This is a genomic window from Paraburkholderia sp. UCT2 (assembly GCF_014397665.1).
GTDB lineage: Bacteria > Pseudomonadota > Gammaproteobacteria > Burkholderiales > Burkholderiaceae > Paraburkholderia > Paraburkholderia tuberum.
Window position 1 is genome coordinate 1 of record NZ_VZQO01000059.1, and the last position, 22,193, is coordinate 22,193.

Consider the following 22,193-nt stretch of genomic DNA (forward strand, 5'->3'; position numbering starts at 1 on the left):
CGCCGGCGTGGCCCGCCAGGAAGCTGTCCATGCGGGCATCGAGGAAGAAGCGCAGATAGATCTGCCGCGACCACGACAGCACCATGACGAAGGCCATGAGCGGCCGGCGCGCGCGCCCGATCTGCAGGTGATCAAAATGGGCCCAGTCAACCTGGCCCTGCTCTGCATGCACATTTGCAAGGGAATTTATGCTGAGACAAACGAGCATCTCGTCGACGGTGCATCAAGGGATCGGGCCGCGATCAATTCGCACTTCATTCGGCACGTTTCGAGCGCAATACAGGCGGGATCGTTCGTAGGCATTGCAACGCACGATGCCCAATTGATCGATCTGCTTTCCAATTGGCTGCAGTGCGAGCGAATCGACAGGTCACGCTTCGAGTTCCAGATGTTGCTGGGGGTGTGCGAGCCGCTGCGTGACGCTTTGCTTTCGCAAGGATTTAACGTGAGGGTCTATGTGCCCTATGGTCATGATTGGTATGGCTACAGCACCCGGCGAATCAAGGAGAATCCGCGAATTGCTGGATATATCCTGGCGGCGATGATCCATAGCAATCGGGCGCGCTAGCAGTTACAGCAGGATTAGCGGAGCGGGACCGACCAGATCGTTGGTCCCGGTTTGAACGGCTGCATTTGAGAGGACCGTCCGGCCGGAGTGGGTCGGCAACGGTCTCCGGCCGATCGCCATTCACCGAATCAGGTACGTGCCATCGACACGCCACGACCGCCTCCCGGGGCGCGAAACGGTTCCAGCTCCCCACGAATCGTGCGGCGGTGGGTCGCCCGCAGGCAGCGGGACTGATGCGTGCCATGCGCCGGTCAATGGCGACCGGTTGAAGGACAGTCAGTCGAGTAGGAGGCAGCAGGCCATCAGAAGCAGAACAAAGGACGCGAGCAGAAACCCGATGCCGGTACGCGTCAGAACGGCAGGCCACTGCGCGCGTGGCAGGGCATCAATGCGGATCGTGCTGCTCGCGGGGAGCGGATCGCGCCGCACCATGAGCGTCGCGAGCGGGAGGCATAGAACCGTCAGCATGACAGCAAAGAAGCGCAGAGCCAGAGTGTAGTCCACAATCAACCCCCGTTCAGCGGCAGCCGCAGGCGGGAGGACGCCCCGCGAAGAGCTTTCGCAGCAGGGCCACTAGGCGCGCGGGGTTCAGCCGGAAATGGCCATGGCGTGTGACGCCTGCGCGGGTATGCAGATCCGACACTTCAATCAGGGAAAAAGGGCTCATGACTATCTCCGTTCGACCATCCAAGGGTTAGTGAGATAGTAGGCGGGTACCTCTTCGCCTGGAATAATACAAGTCCGAAAGGGCTCCGGCCCCTAAGCGCTACCCTGCGACGGGAAGTCGCATCGCGCTACGCCAGACGTTGCACAGTAGGCGTCGACATTACCTGCTGCGCCCGCAACGATCGCGCGTGGCCATACGGACAACAGCTACAGGTGGCGATCGACGTCCATGCGCTGGTGCAGGATACGGATGACGTCAAGCGTGTGATCCGTGTCCCGGTAAAAAATCACATGTGATCCGGCTGTATAGCGCCAGTATCCGGCCCTGACGGAGCAGATACGTCCGGTCTTCAGCCCCCGCGCCAGCGCCCCGATTGTCGAAAGCAGATCGCGATGATAGCGATCTGCCTGGTCCACGGACCAGTTGCTGGAGGTATAGCGCCAGATATCCTCAAGGTCGGACTCGGCCAGCGGCGTGAGCCGGACCTGCCGCCTGCTAGCTGCCATGCGTGGTCCGCATGCGGGTCAGGAACGCCTCGCTGTCGAACGGACGGGGCGTGCCGGAATCCTCCCCGGCCTTCAGGGCTTCCTGCAAGGCACGGATCTGCATCTCGTGCGATTCAAGCAGGCGCAGGCCTGCGCGCACGACGTCGCTTGCTGAACCATAACGTCCAGACAGGACCTGGGTATCAACGAACTCGGCGAAGTGGTCGCCCAGCGAAATGGATGTATTGCGTGGCATGGCGCTCTCCTCTTCGGTCGCCCCATAATATACCAATTTTTGGTACTCGCCCGACCGCCCAGTCCCCGTAGTCATGGGGTTAGAAGAGCTGTGCGTCAAGCGCAGTGAGATTCTTCCATTTCACCGCGCTGCGAAACCGCCGGCCGTTCCCGTCGACTGACTCGATGGTCACGCGCCGGCCGCGCGCCTCGGCCACCACCTCCACCACCCGTTCACCGTAATTCATCAGCGACGGAATTTCCGGGCACAGCGGCCAGCGTCGTTGGTGCGCCGCGCGTCTCATGAACGGTCGCCGGGCTTGCGGGACGCGCGACGCAGCTTCGTCGCCCCAGCTGGACGTCCCGCGCGTAGCGTATTTCGCGGCGCGATATTGCCAGTGCCGGCCGCTATCTGCCGTAACGTTTCGAGTTCCCGCGCCTGGGCGTGATGGCTCGCGCGCAGCGCGTCGAGTTGCCCCTCGAGCACACCGGCCTGGTGACGCAGACTGCCAAGTTGCGTCTGCAATGTCTGGTTCGCGGTGCGGGCACTTGCCTCGTTGTGGGCGGCACGCTGCGCGGCGGCGGCCGCGTCGCGTTGCAGCCGGGCGTTCGTGGCGCGCTCGCGCTCGATTTCGAGCAGCGCGCGTTTTTCGGCCGCCTGCAGACGGGTTTCTGCGAGTTTGGCACTTGCCTGCTGCTTGTCGAGCTCGGCGGTGAAGTCGGTACGCGCCTGTTCGAGCGCGGCATCCCGCTCCCGGCCATGCTGCTGCAGCCGCGCGATTTCGCCTTCGAGCGCACCGCGCGTCGCCTCGGCGGCCACCTGTGCCTGTTCGAGCGCCTGAACGCGTCCCCGCGCGGCGAGCAGTGCCGCGGTGCGCTGCTCGAGCGCGGTGTGCGCGCGTTCCAGATCCGCGCGCATCGCGGCCACCGACGCCGCGGCTGTCTGCCGGACCTCCTCGACGTCCACGCGCAGCACCTCGAGCGCATCCTGCGCGGCCCCCGTGGCGCGCTTCCAGAGCGTGGCGACGAGTTCGCCGGCGGCGCCCTGCAGGTCCTCGGGCAGGTCCGCGTGCTCGATTCTCACCCGGCTCTTTTCGCGCAGCTCGGCCCAGAACTCCTGCAGCACCGCGACGGGCGTGCTCATGCTGCCGCGGCGCACCAGCTGGTAGAGCCGGTTCGCGGTCGGCGCGACGCCGAAGCGGAAGAACAGCAGCGCGCAGGCCTCGCGGTACAGCTCGCGGGTTTTCGGGAACTCGGCCTTGAGGCGGTCGATTTCGGCCGCGAGGCGGGTTTCGTCGGGGATGGCGTCGGGCATGGGCGGAAAACCGGGCAGCTGGAAATGCGTAGATATTACGCCGTAGTACCGTAGATACCTACTATTATGGCATTGTGGTTTTGACATTATCCCTATAATGTTGAAATTTAACATCGGTGGTGCGAGCATCGTCGCGTGTCACCCTGAGGCCGCCCAAACTCCATGAAAACTGCCCTGAGCGCGCCGCGCCCGCTCGACGTCCTCGAACTGCCCGATGATCTCGACGGCCGCACTGGCGTCAACCGCGCCACCGGCCACCGCCAGATCGCAGCCGATGATGACCTGGCGGCCGTTCGCGCGTGGCTGGCGCGCGTCGCCGACACGAAAACCACGTTCGAGAACTACCGCAAGGAAGCCGAACGACTGCTGCTGTGGGCGATCGTCCAGCTTGGCAAGCCGCTGTCGTCGCTCATGCACGAGGATCTGCTCGTGTACCAGCGCTTCCTCGCCGACCCGCAGCCGCGCGCCCGCTGGGTCGCCACCGGGCGCAAGTTTGCCCGCGACGATCCGCGCTGGCGACCGTTCCACGGGCCACTCGCCGCTTCCAGCCAGCGCCAGGCCATGGTGATCCTCAACGCCCTTTTCTCGTGGCTCGTCGGCGCAGGCTACCTCGCCGGCAACCCGCTGTCGCTCTCACGCCAGCGCGCACGGCGTGCGGCGCCGCGCGTCACGCGCTTTCTCGAGCGCGACCTATGGCACGAGGTCAAGATTTCCATCGACACCCTGCCGCGCGAGACAGACCGCGAGCGCGAACGCTACTGGCGCGCGCGCTGGCTCTTCACCCTGCTGTACCTGGGCGGGCTGCGCATCTCCGAGGTCAGCGGCAACACGATGGGCCGCTTCTTCTGCCGGCGTGACGCCGACGGGCATGAACGCTGGTGGCTCGAGGTCACCGGCAAGGGCGACAAGGAGCGCCTCGTGCCCGCCTCCGCCGAGATGATGGTCGAACTTGGACGATACCGGCGCGAGCGCGGGTTGCCCGTGCTGCCCGGTTCGCATGAGGACACGCCCCTCGTGCTGCCACTCGGCAAATCCATGAAGCCCCTCACGCGGGCCGCCCTGCACACGATCGTCAAGGGCATCTTCGCCGGCGCCGCCGAAAAACTGCGCCTGCGCGGTGAAGAGTATGCCGCCCGCGCAGCCCAGCTCGAGCGCGCCTCGGCCCACTGGCTGCGCCACAGCGCGGGCTCCCACATGGCCGATGGCGACGTGGACCTGCGGCTCATCCGCGACAACCTCGGCCACGCGTCGCTGACGACCACGAGCCTGTACCTGCACGCCGACGACGACCAGCGCCATCGGGAGACCGAACAGAAGCACCGCATTGACTGGTAAGGGCGCGGATATCACGGTTCGCTCATCCCGCCGTGCGGACGCCGCCCGACGCGCCTGTGCGGCCGCGCAAGCGCAGCCAACCGTTCACCGCGCTGCTCCGGCAGCGGATCATCGGCCGGGTTTCGCGAGATAGGCCCCGATCGACGACGCCAGCCCGACAACGAGCTCTGCCTCTTCGGCGCTCGGCTCGCGTCCCTCGATGAGATGCCGGCCGCGTTCCGACGTAAAGCCCAGATTTTGTCGACCGCGACGTCCAGGGGCCGGGGCAGGAGATCGCGGTGCGCCTTGATCACGTCGCCCAGCGTCGCCGTGCTACCGGTCACGGGGGCGAACAAGGTACGCGCTCATCCGCTGCAGCGCAGACGCGCTTACCTCGTTCAGCCCCCCTCTTTTACCTACTCGCTCCGATCGCAGTTTTCGTCATTTCTCTCTGTTCAGAATTCGATTCCGAGTTTGGGAATATCGGGTCGGCGCACGCCCTAGGTGCTCCTGGCCTACACGGAGGCGGGATCTTCCTGCGCCTTCCGGCAAGCCTTCGGCCACCAGGTCGCAATACTGGCGATCCGAACAACCGCGGCTTCCCGACGCGACCAAAAAAGCTTCCTATGCAAATCTTGACGATGGACATCGTTCGGCGCAAACAAGAAACTGACGCGGATTGCCGACGATCCATGGGACTATGACAGCTGACCGTGCGTGGCCGCGTACTGCCCGATGCATGTCGGCCCAGCTCGACCCGTTACGGGCATTGACGTTAAGCGCGCAGCGTCTCCTGACCGGCCTAACGCAGGCACCCGGAATGTCGGGACGTGTGACCGCTTCTGGCCGATCGAAGCAGATCGGGCTCTCACCCATGAGTACTATTCCACTTTCGCAGACTTTGTACTGCGCACGTGCGTTGCCGTGTCCGCGAGCAGATCGATCGCCACCCTGCGCAGCCAGCGATTCTGCTCAACCGGCACGCGTCATCAGAACAACGCACCGGTCGCGTGTATGCTGACGCCAGTATGCCGTGCTATTGCGTGGCCGCACCGCTTGCAACCCGTACAAGTCCACCGTTTCTGATAGCCCTAATGAGAAAAAGCAATTCCGTCGAGAATGCTCCCAAACCTGAAGTGATAAATCCGCCCGAACAGTTGCTGGCCGACGTCGCCTTCGCGCAGATCGAGGAAATGATCATCACCCGTCGCTTGCCGCCTGGCTCCATGATCTCGGAAAGTCAGCTCGCAGTTGAGCTGGAAATGGGGCGAACCCCCGTGCGCGAAGCGCTTCAGCGGCTACGTCAGATCGGCTTCGTCGACATGCTTCCGCGCCGCGGCACACTGGTTGCCGGCGTCGACATTCGACAGCAGCTTGAACTGCTGGAAGTCAGGCGGCCGCTCGAGGAACTCGTCGTCCGGATGGCCGCGCTGCGCGCGCAGTGGAACGGAAAACCGGGTTAAGCGTGAGTGCTCGCCGCGTGCAGCGGAAATTCGGGTAGCTCGGACAGCGGTCGCGAAGCTAACTTGGTCCGGCTTCAGAATTCGGACATTAGAGCACCATCAGTATTGTTCACCGCAGATTCAGGAGGACCGCCGCAAAGCGGCCCATCAACAGCCGTTCGCCTGTATGTCAGACGGACACTTAACTGTAGCGGCCCGATAACATAAATCGCAGGGCTCGATAACATCGCCAGGATCCACATTCCGCGAGAATGCCCGTCACGGTGCGAGTCTCAGCCTGTCTAACGACCCATTGCGGTCTGTTGATATTCTTGATAAGAGGCGGTCCCCGACCTTAATTCTTCCACCCGCCCGTTGTGCCAGTCACGGAGCCTGTGACGGCCGAGTGCGACGCGCGACACCGCCGAAATTCTTGCACGCAGAACAAAAACGGATTAAACAGCTAACCTGTCCTCTCTGCCAGAGCCCCCCAGCAGAATGAAATCTCGCTTGAACACATGTTTCGCCATAGGCGCATTTGCCTGTTTCCTGATCGCACCATGCGGATCAGCTTTGCCGCAAGCGCAGCCTTCCATCAAGACAGTTGAGTCCTCCCAACCGCCGTATGTCGCGAGGACTGCTGGCAATGCACTGATTTCGATTACGTTGCCGCCAAAGCTGTTGCGTCTGGACATGAACGCCGAGAACTCGATCGCATCGGAAACCGGTGATTTCAAACCGGCGCGCTATTTTTTCCCAGGTACTGCCGTTCCGAAATCGGTCCTCCACGACGTGGCCAGAATCTATCGATACGATCGTCGACGAGATGTTCCGATCGTCTCTTCGGGGGGCGACTGGGTAATCGCGGAATACTTCATGGCGGGCTCTCATGTTCCCACGTCACGGTTCCGCTTGCTGGGCAAGCAGGTACAGCGTCAGGAGCAGCTGGACCGGGCCGGACGAACGATCAGGATCATTGCGATCGGCTGGGCGCGCCCGTCCACGGCGGACGATGACGAGACGACGGATATGTCAGCGCTTGGCGAACATCCTGCCTGGATCCGCGTGTTCAAGGTGTCGACTACGGGAAAGAAAACACTCGTTGCATTAGCCTGGCGACGGAAGGTTTTCACCGTTGCGCCCGCTACTTTTGATGAACCCGACGACAAAGCACTCATATTCGGCCTACCGGATGGCACCGCGAAGTGGCGTATCAAGGCAGAGTTTCTGAAAGCGCAGGATATCGACCTCAACGCTAAAAGGTTATCGGGACGGTCCGTTTCAGCAGCAAGATCGCCAGCGGATTTTTAATCAAGAGGTGTGAGTGGCTCGATTGTGGACGATCTGGGCCACGCTTTCGACCGACCGCTGATGGCCGACCTCTGCCCGACGGCGATCGGCCCTTCGCCACCCCCAACGGCCGTTCGACCGTCCACTTAGCGGACGCTCAATGCCATCATCAAATCTCGACGGTAATCGACCGCATGACTACCCCCGTGCCTCCAGCCATCAATCGCGAAATCCTGCTGCTGTCGACATCAAGAGCGACCTGGATGACGCTCGGCGACGGCGGCTGCATCAAGCGGCCCTGTTCAATGGCTATTTCCGTGTCGCCCACACCCATACGCTCGTATAGAAAGCACGCCAGAGGCCCCGCCGCCGTTCCCGTCCCCGACTCTTCGGCAATTCCGAAACGTGGCGCGAACATCCGGGCTCCAGCGTGGCGACCCGGTACTTTCGTCGTGGTCGAGAATACGTAATAACCAATCAAGTCGAGTTCGTCGCTGATCGATTCGATAGATCGCTGGTCCGGACGGATCGCGGCCACGGACCGCTCATCCGGCAATGCAACCATCAGAAAACTGTTGCCCGTGTTGACTACTGCCGGGCTCGCCGTGCTGTAGATCTGGCCCGTCGATATGCCCATCGACTGTGCGATTTTTGCGGCGAGTTGGGACCCCTTTTCGATTGTGCGATAGGTCGGGGAACGCTGTTCCATCAGAACGGTATTGCCATCAATTGCGATGTCCCTGCATCCGTCGATTGTCTCCTTTGACGACCAGCCGTTACTTACTCTGCCGAGTTGCCTCAGGAGCGAAAACGTGGCAATGGTGGCGTGACCGCAATGAGCAATCTGCCGCGTTGGTGTGAAAAATTCCAACTTGATCGTCGCGACATTCGATTTCGACACGAATGCAGTTTCCGATAGTGCGGCCTGCTGGGCGACATGCAGCTTCTGACTCACGGTGAGTTCATCGGCGTCGATCACCACGCCGGCGGGATTTCCCCCAGTTTTTCCGTCTGTCAAAGGCATGTTGTGAATGAAGACGGCACCGTTGACTTCCATGCGTACACCTTCTGCGTGCTGGAAGAGCTACAGATTGCCCTGAAGCGTCGTGACGTATTCGTAGCGCCGAGCTGGCGTTATGCCAATCCACGTGCCGGCCTGCTGGAAGGTGCTGAATGGGAGGCTACCCGCCCGATCATCTGCCGGACCCTCGGGCTGTCGGTCGGCCACGAGCCGACGCTGACCGCCTTGGCGACCGAACTGGATCGGACCTACCGTGCGGTGGCAGCCAGGCTGCCCGACAACCCGGCAGTACGCTTCGACATGGCTGGCGACAAGCACGAGCTGGTGCTCAGTCCGCTGGACAAGCTGGACGAACCGGCTTCACTGCTCGAGTTGCGCAAGAAGGTGGCCGGCATGCTGCCGCGCGTGGACCTGCCGGAGCTGATTCTGGAAATTGCCTCGCATACAGGCTTCACCGGCGCCTTCACCCACATCTCGGAACGCACCGCGCGCGCGACCGACCTGCGCATCAGCCTGTGTGCAGTGCTGATGGCCGAAGCCTCCAGCACCGGGCTGGAGCCGTTGATCCGCAACGACGTGCCGGCGCTCAAGCGTGACCGGCTGTCCTGGGTAGATCAGAACTACCTGCGAGACGACACGCTGACGGCGGCGAATGCGACACTGGTCGCCGCACAAAGTCGTCTTGTGCAGCTGGCTAATTTGTGGGGTGGCGGCGAAGTGACGTCGGCCGACGGCATGCGCTTCGTGGTCCCGGTTCGTACGGTGCACGCCGGCCGAAACCCGAAATATTTCGGCGTCGGGCGCGGCGTCACCTGGTACAACCTGCTATCTGATCAGTTCTCTGGCCTGAACGATATTACCGTTCCCGGTACGTTGCGAGACAGCCTGATCCTGCTGGCCGTAGTACGCGAACAGCAGACTGACCTTCAACCAACGCAGATCATGACGGACACCGCCGCCTACAGCGACGTGGTGTTCGGACTGTTCCGCCTGCTCGGCTACCGCTTCAGTCCCCACTGGCCGACGTTGGTGGCACGCGTTTCCGGCGGTTCGATGCACAGGCCGACTACGCTTTGCTTAATCCAGTCTCGGCGCATCACCTCAGCTTCCAGAAGATCGAGCCGCATTGGGATGACATGCTGCGCCTGGCCGGCTCGCTCAAGCTCGGCCGGGTGGCCGCTACCGGCGTTATGCGCACGCTCCAGGTTGGCGACCGGCCGACGCGACTCGCGCAAGCGATCGCTGAATTCGGGCGCATCGACAAAACGCTGCACATGCTGACCTACATCGATGACGAAGCGAAACGCAGAGGCACGTTGACACAGCTCAACCGCGGCGAAGGCCGCCATAGCGTCGCGCGTGCTGTCTTTCACGGCAAGCGCGGCGAGCTGCGCCAACATTACCGTGAGGGTCAGGAAGACCAGTTGGGCACACTCGGCCTCGTGCTCAACATGACCGTGCTGTGGAACACGATATACATGGAGGCAGCCTTGAACCAGTTGCGGGAGGAAAACTACGTGGTAAAGGATGCCGATGTGGCGCGGCTATCGCCACTGTTGCACGAGCACATCAACATGCTGGGGCGGTACTCGTTCTCGATGCCCGAAGCGGTGGCCAAGGGCGAGTTGCGACCCTTACGTGATCCCGCAGACAGTGACTCGTGAAAATCCTTAACCCGGTTTTCCGTTCCACTGCACCTCAAACATCAAACCCGAGAATGTCCAGCACATGCGGCGCGCGTGCAACGGGTATGCTAGTCAGCATTCTCTCCGGCTAACGGCCTTCCCTCGACAATCGCCAATGAACCAGAACAAACAATGGAGCATCGACGACATCACGCCTCAGCACGGCAAACGCGTCATCATCACGGGGGCCAACAGCGGCATCGGCTATCACGTCGCTGCAATACTGGCTCGCACAGGCGCGGAAGTCGTACTCGCCTGCCGTGACGAACAGCGCGGCGCCGATGCCCTGTCCCGTCTGCAGAGGGAACTGCCCGCCGCCCGATTGCGGCTTGAACGACTGGATCTCGCAAGCCTTGCTTCGGTGCGCGCCTTTTGCGATCGCGAACTCGCGCAATGCCGGCCGCTCGACATCCTCATCAACAATGCGGGCGTCATGGCGCCCCGCCGACGCCTCGAAACGGTCGACGGCTTCGAATTGCAGTTCGGCACCAATGTACTCGGGCATTTCGCCCTGACGCGCCTCCTGTTGCCTGCGCTCGAGATGGCGGCAGGAGCGTCTGCCGAGCGGCCACGCGTGGTCACGGTTGCCTCTATCGCACACAAGACCGGGCGGCTCGACTTCGACGACCTTCAGGCAACCCATCGTTACCGTCCGATGACCGCCTATCGACAGTCGAAGCTCGCCAACCTCATGTTCGCGTTCGAACTCGATCGCCGGTTGCGCGCCGCACGATCGCGCGTGATGTCCGTTGCCGCGCATCCCGGCGTTGCCAATACGAATCTGTTCCGTGCCGACCATTTTGCCGCAAGCCCGATCGTCCGCTCTGCGCTAGGCGGACTGATCGATATCTTGTTCAACAGTGACCAGACCGGCGCGCTTTCCACGCTCTATGCCGCAACCGCGGCCGATGTCGTCGACGGCGGCTACTATGGTCCGCTCGGATTGTTCGAAACACGTGGTCGAGACGTGGGACCAGCGAACGTCGCCAGTCAGGCAAGAAACGGAACCGATGCAAGACGCCTCTGGCAGGCCTGTGAATCGCTGACTGGAACAGCGACCGGATAGCGCATGGATCGCGGAACGCGGGAAACACTAACCGCGAGATACGGATTGCTCATTCAACGATGACCGCACCCCGACTCGCGCTGTTCTTGTATCTGATCGCTCAATGGCGAACTCCGACGCAGATAAAAAGCGCAGACCGGTTTGCACTCGAACTACCGGGGCGCAACGCGAATCCTGTCGCGTCGAGCCCCCGATGTCCCCTGCAGTGCCTCCACGCGTTGCCGTGTTTATTGTGGCGCGTCACCTTCGCGATGCACCGGCTGCGTCTGCTTCAGGCTCTTCGCGAGGCGCGAGGCCTGCAGATAGCCGGGATTCGCGGGCCGCTTCAGATAACGCCCGGCTCCGCGCCGCGCGCGCAGGTCGCCGTCCGCCCACACGAGTTCGCCTTGTGAGACGGTGTGTGTGGGCACGCCGCGAACCGTCATCCCTTCGAACACGTTGAAGTCCACGTTCTGATGATGCGTCTTGACCGATATCGCGCGCGTGGCCTCGGGATCCCAGACGACGAGATCGGCGTCGGCACCCACGGCCACCGTGCCCTTGCGCGGGTACAGGTTGAAGATTTGCGCCGCATTGGTGGAGGTGACGCGCACAAATTCGTTCGGCGTGAGCCGGCCGGTGTTCACACCTTGATCCCACAACACCGCCATGCGATCTTCCACGCCGCCGCAACCATTCGGAATTCTCGTGAAATCATGGCGGCCCATGGCTTTCTGCGAAGCGCAGAACACGCAGTGGTCGGTTGCGGTGGTGTGCAGCAGGCCGCCCTGAAGCCCGCGCCAGAGCGCGTCGCGATGCTCCTGGGTACGGAACGGCGGACTCATCACGTGGGCGGCGGCGCGCGTCCAGTCCGGGTCGCGATAGACCGACTCATCGATCACGAGATGCCCCGCCAGCACTTCGCCGAATACGCGCTGCCCTTCGCCGCGTGCGCGCGCGATCGCCTCGAGCGCGTCTTTCGCCGAGACATGCACGATGTACACCGGCACGCCGAGCACCTGCGCGATGCGGATGGCGCGATTCGCTGCCTCGCCTTCGACTTCGGGTGGCCGTGAAAGCGGATGCGCCTCGGGCCCCGTGAAACCGCGCGCAAGCAACTGGCGTTGCAACTGGAATACGAGCTCGCCGTTTTCCGCATGCACGGTAGGCAGCGCGCCCAGTTCGAGTGAGCGCGCAAAGCTGTTCACGAGAATCTCGTCGTCGGCCATGATGGCGTTCTTGTAGGCCATGAAGTGCTTGAAGCTCGAGACGCCATGCTCGTTCACGAGGAGCCCCATGTCCCGATACACGCTTTCATCCCACCACGTCACCGCCACGTGAAAGCCATAATCAGAAGCGGCTTTCTCGGCCCAGCCGCGCCACTCGCGAAAGGCGTCCATCAGCGGTTGCTTCGGGTTGGGGATGACGAAGTCGATGATCGATGTCGTGCCGCCCGCAAGCCCCGCCGCCGTGCCCGTGTAGAAGTCGTCGCTGGCGGTCGTGCCCATGAAGGGCAGCTCCATATGCGTGTGCGGATCGATGCCGCCAGGCATCACGTATTGGCCACCGGCGTCGACCACGGTCGCGCCCGCAGGCGCGTCGAGGTTCTCGCCAACGCTCTGGATCACGCCGTTTTCGCAGAGCACGTCCGCACGCCAGCTCTTGTCTGCATTGACGACGGTGCCGCCTCGAATCAGGATCGCCATGATGCCAAGTCTCCTTCAGTTGAACATTCACGCTTGAAACGCTCACGCGCTCGCAACACGTGGGCGCCGGCTCTTGCCGAGCTTCATCATCACGCCATAGACGAGCGCCGCAATGGCGAGCCCCACGAACCACGCATAGGTGTAAATGCTTTTGAACGCATCGGGCACGGTGGCAAACGCATTCGGGAACGCGACATTGAGAAAGCCCGGCAGGTTCGGCAGCACACCTGCGATCAGCGCGATCACGGCAGCCGGATTCCAGCCGTTCGAGTAGGCGTATTCGCCGTTTTCCTCGAACAGCTGGGCCGTGTCGAGGCGTGTGCTGCGAACGAGAAAGTAGTCGACCATCAGGATGCCGGCCACAGGCCCAAGCAGCGCCGAATAACCGACGAGCCACGTGAAGATGTAGCCCTGGGTGGTGGCAAGGATCTTCCACGGCATCATCACGATGGCGATACCCGCGGTGATGAGACCGCCCGTCTTGTACGAGATGCCCTTGGGCCAGAGGCTCGAGAAGTCGTAAGCTGGCCCGACGAGATTCGCGGCGAGATTGCAGCACATCGTGTCCAGTGTGAGGATGATGAGCGCGATGCCCACACCGACGCCCTCCATGCGACTCGTGAGGTCGATCGGGTCCCAGATCGCCCTTCCGTAAATCACAACCGTTGCAGAGGTCACGACCACGGAGACCACCGAGAGCAACGCCATCGGAATGGGCAGGCCGATGGCCTGGCCCACGAACTGGTCTTTTTGCGTTTTTGCGAAACGCGTGAAGTCGGGAATGTTGAGCGCGAGCGTGGCCCAGAAACCCACCATGGCCGTGAGGCTCGGCCAGAACGTCGCCCAGAAGAGGCCCGCCTTCTTGCCGCCGGCGGCGAACTGTGACGGTTGCGACAGCATCGAGCCCACGCCGCCTGCCTTCGAACATGCCCACCACACGAGCACTGCGCACATCACCACCTTGATGGGCGCGGACCAGCTTTCGAGCCAGCGGATCGAATCGGTGCCGTGCAGGATGAAGTACAGCTGGAACACCCAGAAGACGAGGAAGCAGCTAGCCTGTCCGATCGAAATGCCGAGCCACGGCAGTGCGTCGCCCACCAGCGCGTTGTGCGTGAGGATGTTGACGAGCGTATAGATGGCGCTGCCGCCAAGCCATGATTGAATCCCGTACCAGCCGCACGCCACGACGGCGCGCAGCATGGCTGGCAGCTTGGCGCCCTGGGTGCCGAACGACGCTCGCACGAGCACCGCATAAGGAATGCCGTACTTCGTACCCGCATGACCGATCAGCAGCATCGGCATGAGCACGATCAGATTGCCGAGCAGCACGGTTAGCACGGCCTGCCATGGCGCCATGCCCTGCTCGGTGAGGCCGGCGGCGAGCATGTAGGAGGCGATGTTCATCACCATGCCTACCCATAGTGCCGCGAAGTGATACCAGCGCCATGTGCGCTGCGCAACGCCGGTGGGCGCGAGGTCATCGTTGTATAGCTCGCTTTCGGCGCGGCGCGCATTGGCGTCGACTGCAAAGGGCTGGCTCATGACGTGGGTTCTCCGTGCTTGTCGTGGGTCCGGCTCGATCCGGCTTCGAAATGTCAGGCGGCTTTCGGGTCGGCGACACGCGCCGGATTGTTCGGGTGCGTGGTCCAGTTCTCGTAGCGCTCGCCCGAATCGACACGCTCCATCGTGATGCATTGATCGACCGGGCAAACATGCATGCATAGATTGCACCCGACGCAGTTCGCATCGACCACTTCGAAGTGGCGCTTGCCGTCGCGCGTGGCGGTGATCGCCTGATGCGAGGTGTCTTCGCAGGCGATATGGCAGAGCCCGCACTGGATGCAGCGGTCCTGATCGATACGCGCCTTGATGTCGTAGTTGAGGTTCAGGTATTGCCAGTCGGTGACGTTCGGCACGGCGCGGCCGCGAATCGCGTCGAGGCTGGCGTACCCTTTCTCGTCCATCCAGTTGGAAAGGCCGTCGATCATGTCGCTGACGATCCGGAAACCGTAGTGCATCGCCGCGGTGCATACCTGCACGCTGCCCGCTCCCAGCACGATGAATTCCGCGGCGTCGCGCCAGTCGGAAATGCCCCCGATGCCAGAGATGGGCAAGCCTTGCGTTTGCGGGTCGCGCGCAATCTCCGCGACCATGTGCAGTGCAATGGGCTTCGCGGCAGGACCGCAATAGCCGCCATGCGTGCCCTTGCCGTCCACGGTGGGCAGCGGCGCCATCACGTCGAGATCGACACCGACGATCGAATTGATGGTGTTGATCAGCGAGACGCCGTCCGCACCACCCTTCATCGCCGCGCGCGCGCCGTGACGAATGTCGGTGACGTTCGGTGTGAGTTTTACGAGGCAAGGCAGCCGCGTGCCTTCTTTCACCCAGCGGGTGACCATTTCGATGTACTCGGGCACCTGACCCACCGCCGCGCCCATGCCGCGCTCGCTCATGCCGTGCGGACAGCCGAAGTTGAGCTCCACAGCGTCCGCGCCAGTGTCTTCCACCTGAGGCAGAATCCACTTCCAGTCGTGCTCGTTGCAAGGGACCATCAGCGAGACGATGAGCGCCCGGTCGGGCCAGTCCCGCTTCACCTGCGCGATTTCCTTCAGGTTCACGTCGAGCGGCCGGTCGGTGATGAGCTCGATGTTGTTCAGGCCCGCCATGCGCTGGCCGCGCCAGGTGGTGGCGCCATAGCGCGAGCTTACGTTCACCACGTGCGGGTCGAGCCCGAGCGTCTTCCAGACCACGCCGCCCCAACCCGCCTCGAAGGCGCGATTGACGTTGTAGGCCTTGTCGGTGGGCGGCGCGGAAGCGAGCCAGAACGGGTTGGGCGATTGAATGCCGGCAATCGTGCAGCGCAAGTCGGCCATGATGCGACTCCTTCGTTTTATCTGGATTCGGTGTAGCTATCACGCGGCTCGGGCGGCCCTGGCGGACTGATTCGCAAGGAAGCGGTCGATCGCATGCGCGGCAAGCTTGCCGTCCTGCACGGCCTGGACGGTCAGATCGGTGGCGCCGTGGCCGGCACAGTCGCCGCCTGCGAAAACGCCCGCGAGCGAGGTGGCGCCGTTCGCATCCACCGCGACGCGCCCGCCTTCCTCGGTGAGTTGCAACCCGTCGAGGGCTTCGGGCAACAGCGTTTGGCCAATTGCCTTCAGCACCATATCGGCCTCCACGCGCACGATCTCCCCAGTGCTGCGCAATGCGCCGCTCATATCGAGCCCGGTGCGCTCGAATTCCACGGCCCGCACCTGCGTGTCGCCGACGATTCGCAGCGGCTTCATCCACTCGGCCAACGTCGCACCCTGGCTACGCGCGAATTCCAGTTCGGCCCAGGTGGCGCTCATCTGCGCCGCGCCGCGACGATAGGCGAGCGTCACTTGCTCCGCGCCCAGCTTGCGGCTTTGCACGGCGGCGTCGATTGCCGTATTGCCGCCTCCGAGCACCACCACCTTGCGACCGACGGGCACGCTGGCCAGATCGTCGGCCTCGCGCACGCGCGCGATGAAATCCACCGCATCGAGCACGCCGTCGAGCAGTTCGCCTTCGATGGAGAGCGTATGCGTGCCGCCAAGGCCCACGCCGATGAACACCGCGTCATACGCCGCGCGTAACTCCGCAAGCGTCACGTCATGCCCCAGTCGCTGGCCTTGGCGCAGTTCTATCCCGCCAATGGAAAGAAGCCACCGCACTTCGCGCTGCGCGTAGTCGTCGACGGTCTTGTACGCGGCTATGCCGTACTCGTTCAGGCCGCCCGGCTGTTCGCGCGCGTCGAAGACGCTCACGCGATGCCCGGCAAGCGCGAGCGTGTGCGCGCAGGCGAGACCCGCGGGACCCGCGCCGACCACTGCAACACGACGGCCTGTTTCGCTGGCCCGCGTGAACAACGCAGGGGCACCGGCGGCTTCGCGGGCCATCTGGAAGTCGGTGGCATGACGTTGCAGCGCGCCGATCTGAACGGGCTCGCCATCCTGATGATTTCTCACGCAGGCGCCTTCGCAGAGAATCTCGGTCGGGCACACGCGTGCGCACATGCCGCCCAGCGGGTTCGCGCTGAGGATATCGCGCGCCGCGCCCTTGAGATTGCCGTTGCCGATCTTGCGGATGAAACCGGGAATGTCGATGCCCGTGGGGCACGCGTTCACGCAAGGCGCGTCGTAACAGTAATGACAGCGGTCGGCGGCGATCACGGCCGCATTCGCGGAAAGCGGCGGCGCGACGTCGGCGAAATTGCAGCCCAGTTGCTCGGCACTGAGACGGCCTGGCGCGATGCCGTTGGCGGCATTCGAGGTGGTCTGGGACATCCGGATGCTCCTTGCGCGGCGAAACACGGGTCCGCCGGCCGTGTGCGTGACGTGCGCGGCCGGTACGTGGGGAATCGTTGGAAAGACAGCGCGGCGCTGAGACCGCTTGCGTTAGATCGAGATTGCGTCAGCCGGGCTCGCTCGCGCGTTCGAGCATGGCGTGCAGCAACACGTTCGCGCCGGCTTCGATCCATTCGATCGTCGCGTCCTCGACTTCGTTGTGGCTGATACCGTCGATGCACGGTACGAACACCATCGAGGTCGGCGCGACCGTCGCGAGATAGCACGCGTCGTGACCTGCGCCCGAAACGATGTCGCGATTCGAATAGCCGAAGCGCTCGGCCGCCGCGCGCACGGACTTCACGCACGCCTCGTCGAACGGCACGGGCGCGTAGTAGAAAATCTGCTCGACGTCGGCTTCGAGCTTGCCCTGTTCCGCGATCTTCGCGATGCCTTCACGCAGCTCTGCGTTCATCTGCGCCAGCACCTCGTCCTGCGGATGGCGAAAATCGATGGTGAAGAACACGCGGCCCGGAATCACGTTGCGCGAATTCGGATGCACCTGCATCATGCCGACCGTCGCGCACGCGAGCGGCGCATGACGCAGGCCGATTTCGTTGACGAGCTGCACGACGCGCGAGGCGCCCAGCAGCGCGTCGCGGCGGCGCGGCATGGGCGTAGGCCCCGCGTGCGCCTCCTGGCCCGTGAGCACGACTTCGTACCAGCGCTGACCTTGTGCGTCGGTGACCACGCCGATCGTCCTGTTTTCGGCCTCGAGTATCGGACCCTGTTCGATGTGCAGTTCGAACGCCGCGTGAATCTTGCGGCCGCCGCACGGCAACGCGCCCGCGTAGCCGATGCGCTGCAATTCCTCGCCGATGGTCTTGCCGTCGACGTCCTTGCGCGACAGTCCGTACTCGAGCGCAAACACACCCGCAAATACACCCGAGGCGACCATCGCCGGCGCGAAGCGCGAGCCTTCTTCGTTGGTCCAGATCACCGTTTCAACAGGGCGCTCGGTTTCGATGCCGTAATCGTTGAGCGAGCGAATCACTTCGAGGCCGCCGAGCACCCCATAGATACCGTCGAAGCGCCCACCGGTTGGCTGCGAGTCCGCGTGCGAGCCGGTCATCACGGGCGGCAGGTCGTTGTTGCGCCCCGCGCGGCGCATAAACACATTGCCCATCTGATCGACACTGATCGTGCAGCGCGCCTCTTTCGCCCATTGCACGATGAGATCGCGGCCCTGCTTGTCGAGGTCGGTCAGCGCCAGACGGCACACGCCGCCTTTGGGCGTGGCGCCAATCCTGGCCATCTCCATCAGGCTGTCCCACAATCGCTGACCGTTCACGTGGATCGCGGTCGTCAGCGCGGCTTCGCTTACTGCGCTCATGCGTGTTCTCCTGTCCGTGCTTGTCAAACGTGCATGCATGCCACCGTGTTGGGGCGCGAAGGATCACAACGGTGCACGTCTCGATGGCACTGCGCTGCCCCTGAAACCCAGCCCTTCGAATCCTGTCCGATTGGACAGGTTTTAGACGAGAAACCTCGCGAATTCAATGCGGAGTTACGAGCGAGAAGCGTGCCATTGATGCTGCAGTGCGTGAAAACACCAGGCGTCCGTGCTGCGCGTTTCTCCTGATGTCGGTGAATTCGCGGCGCACTTGCATCGTGGCTACAATGATTCCCGCATGCGCGCGGCCGCCGCGCTCCTTTTCTCTTCCGAATGGACCGAACATGCGCGACGACGAACCCACCACGCGAGCCGCGCCCCTCGCGACGCGCGGCACCGTGCAGGCGCAACGAGCCGCCGACACATCGCACAAGCCACATCGGCGCAAAGCCTCCATTCGTGCGTCGAATGAATCCCATCTACTCGCCTGTGCCGAAGCCGTGTTCGCCGAACGCGGATTCGAAGGCGCGAGCACGGCGCTGATCGCCGAGCGCGCGGGTTTACCGAAGGCGAATCTGCACTATTACTTCCCGACCAAGCTGGCGCTGTACTGGCGCGTACTCGACGATGTGTTCGAGGAATGGAACGCCGCCGCCAACCTGTTCGATGCAAGCGACGATCCGGTCGAGGCGATTGGCGGCTACGTGCGCGCCAAGATGGCCCTGTCACGGCGCCGCCCGCTTGGATCGAAGGTGTGGGCCAACGAAATAATCAGCGGGGCGCTGCACATGCAAGAGATCCTGCTCGAACGCGTGAAGCCGTGGATGGACACACGCGTGAAGCTGATCGAGCGATGGATAGCCAAAGGGTTGCTCGCGCCCGTCGACCCTCGGACGCTCCTCTTCATGATCTGGGCGACCACGCAGCACTACGCCGATTTCGAGGCTCAAATATGCGCGCTCTCGGGCAAACGCGCGCTCTCGACGAAGCGCTTCGAGGCTACGACGGAAGAAGTGGTGAGCATGATCCTGCGGGCGAGCGGAGCGCGATCGCCGGTCCGATGAATCGTTTAGGGAGTTTCCCTGATGACGTCATTGTCTCGTTGCCCCGGTCGCTGTTTTCCGCGCCGAAAGCCTGAGCTTCGCGGACTGGCGCGCCCTCTTCTCGAACCTGACGACTTGGGGCATGCTGATCGGCTTCTTCGGCTCGGCGTATCTGAACTGGGTCTATCTGACCTGGCTGCCCGGCTATCTGACGATGCAGCGCCACATGACGCTGATCCACACGGGCATCGCGGCCTCGGTGCCGTTCTTCTGTGGCTTCCTCGGCGCGCTCTGCGCGGGATGGTTCTCCGACCTCATCACGAAGAAGAGCGCCTCGCCGGTGGCGAGCAGACGTAACGCGGTCGTCATCGCGATGCTCGGGATGGTCGCGTTTACCGTGCCCGCCGCGCTCGTCGAAAGCAATACGATCGCGATCGTCTGCATCTCCGTGGTGGTTTTTCTCGCCAACGCGGTGTCCGCCTGCTCATGGGCGCTCGCGACGGCCGCTGCGCCCGCCAACCGCGTCGGCTCGCCTGGCGCGATCCAGAACTTCGGCGGCTTTCTGGGCGGCGCGCTCGCGCCCATTCTCACGGGCTACATCGCGCAGGCGTGGTCCTTCGTGCCGGCTCTGCTGACGGCTGCCGCGATTGCCTTCGTCGGCGCCATGAGCTATCTGTTTCTGGTGCGCAAACCGATCGAAAGCGAACCGGAACCGGCCAGTCCGGCACCGGCACCAGCTTGATGAACCGCCCGTTCAACCCTGCCAAGGACAACACCGACATGACCCTCCCCACTTCTTCGACGCGCTCCTCGCAAACGATCGAAGGCATCGTGCCCGTGATGCTGACGCCTTTCGACGACGACGGCGCCATCGACTATGCCGGGCTCGAACGGCTGATCGAGTGGTATCTCGCGCACGGCTCGGACGCGCTGTTCGCCGTGGCGCAGTCGAGCGAGATGCAATTTCTCAGCCTCGCGGAGCGCGCGGCACTTGGCCGCTTCGTGGTCGAGCGCGTGGGCGGCCGCGTGCCGGTGGTGGTCTCGGGCCATATCAGCGATGATCCCGACGCGCAGGCCGAAGAGCTGAACGCCGCCGCGGCGACCGGCGCGGACGGGATCGTTCTGGTGACGAACCGGCTCGATCCAGCCCGCGACGGCACGCAAGCGTTCTCAACGAACTTGCGCCGCCTGATGAGCCGCTTGCCTTCCGACATACCGCTCGGGCTATACGAATGCCCGGCTCCCTACCGGCGCCTGCTATCCGACGACGAGCTCAAGATGTGCATCGACACCGGCCGCTTCGTGATGTTGAAGGACGTGAGCTGCGATCTCGACACGGTGAAGCGCCGCGTTGCCCTGGCGAAGGGTTCGCCCATGAAGATCCTTAACGCGAATGCCGCGATTGCCTGGGATGCGATGAAAGCCGGATCCGCGGGATTCAATGGCGCGTTCACGAACTTCCATCCGGACCTGTACAACTGGCTGCGCAATCGCGCCGACGAGAACCCGGCGCTCGCCCGCGAGCTCTCGATCTTTCTCGTGGTCGCGGCGGTATCCGAGGCACTCGGCTATCCGGCGCTCGCGAAGATGTACCACCAGCGCGTCGGCACGTTCCAGTCCATTCGCTGCCGCGCGATCGACTACGACGTGCGCGAACGCTTCTGGGCGCTCGACGCGGTGCTCGACAAGATCGTCGAAGGTACCGAGCATTTCCGCTCGCGCATCGCAGCGGGGGCCTGACGGATGCGCCGTTGTGTCGCGCCCCGAGTAAGATGACGGGCTCCCTGTACGAGACCTGAACGTCGATGCCTCGCTCTTGCGCCTCTGACTCTGCTCTCGAAGAAAAACCGTCACCTGCCGGGCGGGCGGCCGGGGCCCGCTCCCGCCGCAGCACGGGGCGCACGGTGCTGTCCGACGTGGCGAAGCTCGCGGGCGTGTCCACGGCGACGGTATCGCGCGTCTACAACGAGCCCAGCAAAGTGTCGGACAGCGTGCGCGAGCGCGTCGAGCGGGCTGCGCTGGAGCTGAACTGGTTTCCGAATGCAGCCGGACGTGCGCTCGCATCCACACGCAGCCACATTGCGGGCATCGTCATTCCGACGCTCGATGATCAGGTGTTTGCCTCGCAGGTGAGCGGCATGCAGGCTGCGATCGCACGCGAAGCGCGCCCGCCCCTCACGACGATGTACGTGGACACACGCGAGATCGGCACGGTCGCCGCGAGGCATCTGCTCGACGCGCTGGACGGCCGGGCAACGCGACAAGGATATGCGCTGCCTGTGGTGCTAAAAGTACGCGGGTCAACAGGGCCGTATCTCAATGCGGCTGGCAAAAGATGATGCCCTCGTGTGCGCTTGCGGAAGCAGACGTGCATTTTTCGAAGAATTGCTTATCGCTATTAGGCCAGCCGGCTTTGCAGTAAGGTTGTCGCTTTCATGTACCGAACGGCATGAACGGCTGAAAGCTCAATGACGGCGTTGAGTCCAGAGGCGGCGCGAGTACTCAAACGTCTGAATCATCCGCTCGCATTCCGTGCAAAAAGCTGGTCTCGCCGACTTGGATATCCCGCCAAGCGCCCTATACTTGAAGAGAGCCGCGCGGAAGCCGGCCCCTGATGCAGAAGCGGACGAGAAATCGTTCATTGGGGCGCGGTAGCGGGGCCACGGAAACGC

18 protein-coding genes and 4 pseudogenes are annotated in these 22,193 nt (G+C 63.3%); 11 read left to right on the plus strand and 11 right to left on the minus strand.

Annotation, left to right across the window (positions count from 1 at the left end):
* Positions 1 to 568 (plus strand): proline dehydrogenase family protein (locus F6X39_RS32070; RefSeq protein WP_187619566.1); only part of this gene is annotated, 568 nt, incomplete at its 5' end.
* Between the two features lie 276 nt (positions 569 to 844).
* On the opposite strand, the gene F6X39_RS32075 is transcribed toward F6X39_RS32070, so the two are convergent.
* The 5 genes from F6X39_RS32075 to F6X39_RS32095 all read right to left on the minus strand — a co-directional run bounded on the left by F6X39_RS32075 (position 845) and on the right by F6X39_RS32095 (position 3,269).
* Complete coding sequence (locus F6X39_RS32075; protein ID WP_187619567.1) at positions 845 to 1,072, minus strand: hypothetical protein; 228 nt, start codon at positions 1,070 to 1,072, stop codon at positions 845 to 847.
* A gap of 369 nt (positions 1,073 to 1,441) precedes the next feature.
* On the minus strand, positions 1,442 to 1,741 hold the full coding sequence (locus F6X39_RS32080; protein ID WP_187619568.1) for a type II toxin-antitoxin system RelE/ParE family toxin: 300 nt from the start codon (positions 1,739 to 1,741) through the stop codon (positions 1,442 to 1,444).
* The gene (locus F6X39_RS32085) at positions 1,731 to 1,976 is read right to left on the minus strand and encodes a type II toxin-antitoxin system ParD family antitoxin (protein ID WP_187619569.1); all 246 of its coding nucleotides are present in this window, start codon (positions 1,974 to 1,976) and stop codon (positions 1,731 to 1,733) included. The genes F6X39_RS32080 and F6X39_RS32085 overlap by 11 nt, the downstream gene beginning before the upstream one ends.
* A 79-nt stretch (positions 1,977 to 2,055) precedes the next feature.
* Entirely contained in the window at positions 2,056 to 2,259 is a 204-nt protein-coding gene (locus F6X39_RS32090) for a hypothetical protein (protein WP_187619597.1), read from the minus strand.
* Positions 2,256 to 3,269, minus strand: a complete 1,014-nt coding sequence (locus F6X39_RS32095; protein ID WP_187619570.1) for a DNA-binding protein — start codon at positions 3,267 to 3,269, stop codon at positions 2,256 to 2,258. Before F6X39_RS32095 ends, F6X39_RS32090 begins: the two co-directional genes overlap by 4 nt.
* Before the next feature lie 162 nt (positions 3,270 to 3,431).
* On the opposite strand from F6X39_RS32095, the gene F6X39_RS32100 reads away from it, so the two are divergent.
* The 3 genes from F6X39_RS32100 (at position 3,432) to F6X39_RS32110 (ending at position 7,336) form a co-directional block, all read left to right on the plus strand.
* Positions 3,432 to 4,604: a tyrosine-type recombinase/integrase gene (locus F6X39_RS32100; RefSeq protein ID WP_187619571.1), complete on the plus strand. Its 1,173-nt coding sequence runs from the start codon at positions 3,432 to 3,434 to the stop codon at positions 4,602 to 4,604.
* A gap of 1,022 nt (positions 4,605 to 5,626) precedes the next feature.
* Positions 5,627 to 6,046: a GntR family transcriptional regulator gene (locus F6X39_RS32105; RefSeq protein ID WP_222945380.1), complete on the plus strand. Its 420-nt coding sequence runs from the start codon at positions 5,627 to 5,629 to the stop codon at positions 6,044 to 6,046.
* Between the two features lie 489 nt (positions 6,047 to 6,535).
* Positions 6,536 to 7,336, plus strand: coding sequence for a hypothetical protein (locus tag F6X39_RS32110; RefSeq protein ID WP_187619572.1), 801 nt, complete (start codon positions 6,536 to 6,538; stop codon positions 7,334 to 7,336).
* Positions 7,337 to 7,484: 148 nt separating this feature from the next.
* Here F6X39_RS32110 and F6X39_RS32115 read toward each other — a convergent pair whose 3' ends face one another.
* Positions 7,485 to 8,372, minus strand: a complete 888-nt coding sequence (locus F6X39_RS32115) for a PhzF family phenazine biosynthesis protein (protein WP_262414891.1) — start codon at positions 8,370 to 8,372, stop codon at positions 7,485 to 7,487.
* Between F6X39_RS32115 and F6X39_RS32120 the strand changes: the two are divergent.
* Both F6X39_RS32120 and F6X39_RS32125 read left to right on the plus strand, forming a co-directional pair.
* A pseudogene (locus F6X39_RS32120) lies at positions 8,331 to 10,000 on the plus strand (Tn3 family transposase); the annotation flags it as partial. The gene F6X39_RS32115 and the pseudogene F6X39_RS32120 overlap by 42 nt on opposite strands.
* Before the next feature lie 136 nt (positions 10,001 to 10,136).
* The gene (locus tag F6X39_RS32125) at positions 10,137 to 11,087 is read left to right on the plus strand and encodes an oxidoreductase (protein WP_187619574.1); all 951 of its coding nucleotides are present in this window, start codon (positions 10,137 to 10,139) and stop codon (positions 11,085 to 11,087) included.
* Between the two features lie 227 nt (positions 11,088 to 11,314).
* Here F6X39_RS32125 and hydA read toward each other — a convergent pair whose 3' ends face one another.
* The 5 genes from hydA to F6X39_RS32150 form a co-directional block, all read right to left on the minus strand.
* Positions 11,315 to 12,772 carry a dihydropyrimidinase gene (hydA, locus tag F6X39_RS32130; protein WP_090811231.1) on the minus strand — a complete coding sequence of 486 codons (1,458 nt, stop codon included), beginning with the start codon at positions 12,770 to 12,772 and terminating at the stop codon, positions 11,315 to 11,317.
* A 42-nt stretch (positions 12,773 to 12,814) separates the two neighbouring features.
* On the minus strand, positions 12,815 to 14,317 hold the full coding sequence (locus F6X39_RS32135; RefSeq protein WP_184033163.1) for an NCS1 family nucleobase:cation symporter-1: 1,503 nt from the start codon (positions 14,315 to 14,317) through the stop codon (positions 12,815 to 12,817).
* Between the two features lie 53 nt (positions 14,318 to 14,370).
* A complete protein-coding gene (gene preA, locus F6X39_RS32140; protein ID WP_187619575.1) occupies positions 14,371 to 15,651 on the minus strand; it encodes an NAD-dependent dihydropyrimidine dehydrogenase subunit PreA in 1,281 nt (426 codons plus the stop codon).
* A 39-nt stretch (positions 15,652 to 15,690) separates the two neighbouring features.
* On the minus strand, positions 15,691 to 17,085 hold the full coding sequence (locus F6X39_RS32145) for an NAD(P)-dependent oxidoreductase (RefSeq protein WP_187619576.1): 1,395 nt from the start codon (positions 17,083 to 17,085) through the stop codon (positions 15,691 to 15,693).
* 127 nt (positions 17,086 to 17,212) lie between these two features.
* A complete protein-coding gene (locus F6X39_RS32150; protein ID WP_187619577.1) occupies positions 17,213 to 18,478 on the minus strand; it encodes a Zn-dependent hydrolase in 1,266 nt (421 codons plus the stop codon).
* Positions 18,479 to 18,822: 344 nt separating this feature from the next.
* Between F6X39_RS32150 and F6X39_RS32155 the strand changes: the two genes are divergently transcribed.
* The 5 genes and pseudogenes from F6X39_RS32155 to F6X39_RS37435 all read left to right on the plus strand — a co-directional run.
* Positions 18,823 to 19,542 (plus strand): TetR/AcrR family transcriptional regulator, encoded by a 720-nt coding sequence (locus tag F6X39_RS32155; protein ID WP_184071848.1) that lies wholly within the window; start codon positions 18,823 to 18,825, stop codon positions 19,540 to 19,542.
* Between the two features lie 61 nt (positions 19,543 to 19,603).
* Positions 19,604 to 20,263 (plus strand): annotated as a pseudogene (locus tag F6X39_RS32160) (MFS transporter); the annotation flags it as partial.
* Between the two features lie 38 nt (positions 20,264 to 20,301).
* A complete protein-coding gene (locus tag F6X39_RS32165; RefSeq protein WP_187619592.1) occupies positions 20,302 to 21,261 on the plus strand; it encodes a dihydrodipicolinate synthase family protein in 960 nt (319 codons plus the stop codon).
* A 164-nt stretch (positions 21,262 to 21,425) separates the two neighbouring features.
* Positions 21,426 to 21,677, plus strand: a pseudogene (locus F6X39_RS37430) (LacI family DNA-binding transcriptional regulator); the annotation flags it as partial.
* Positions 21,678 to 21,860 (plus strand): annotated as a pseudogene (locus F6X39_RS37435) (substrate-binding domain-containing protein); the annotation flags it as partial. It lies immediately after the preceding pseudogene.
* Positions 21,861 to 22,193 lie beyond the last annotated feature (333 nt).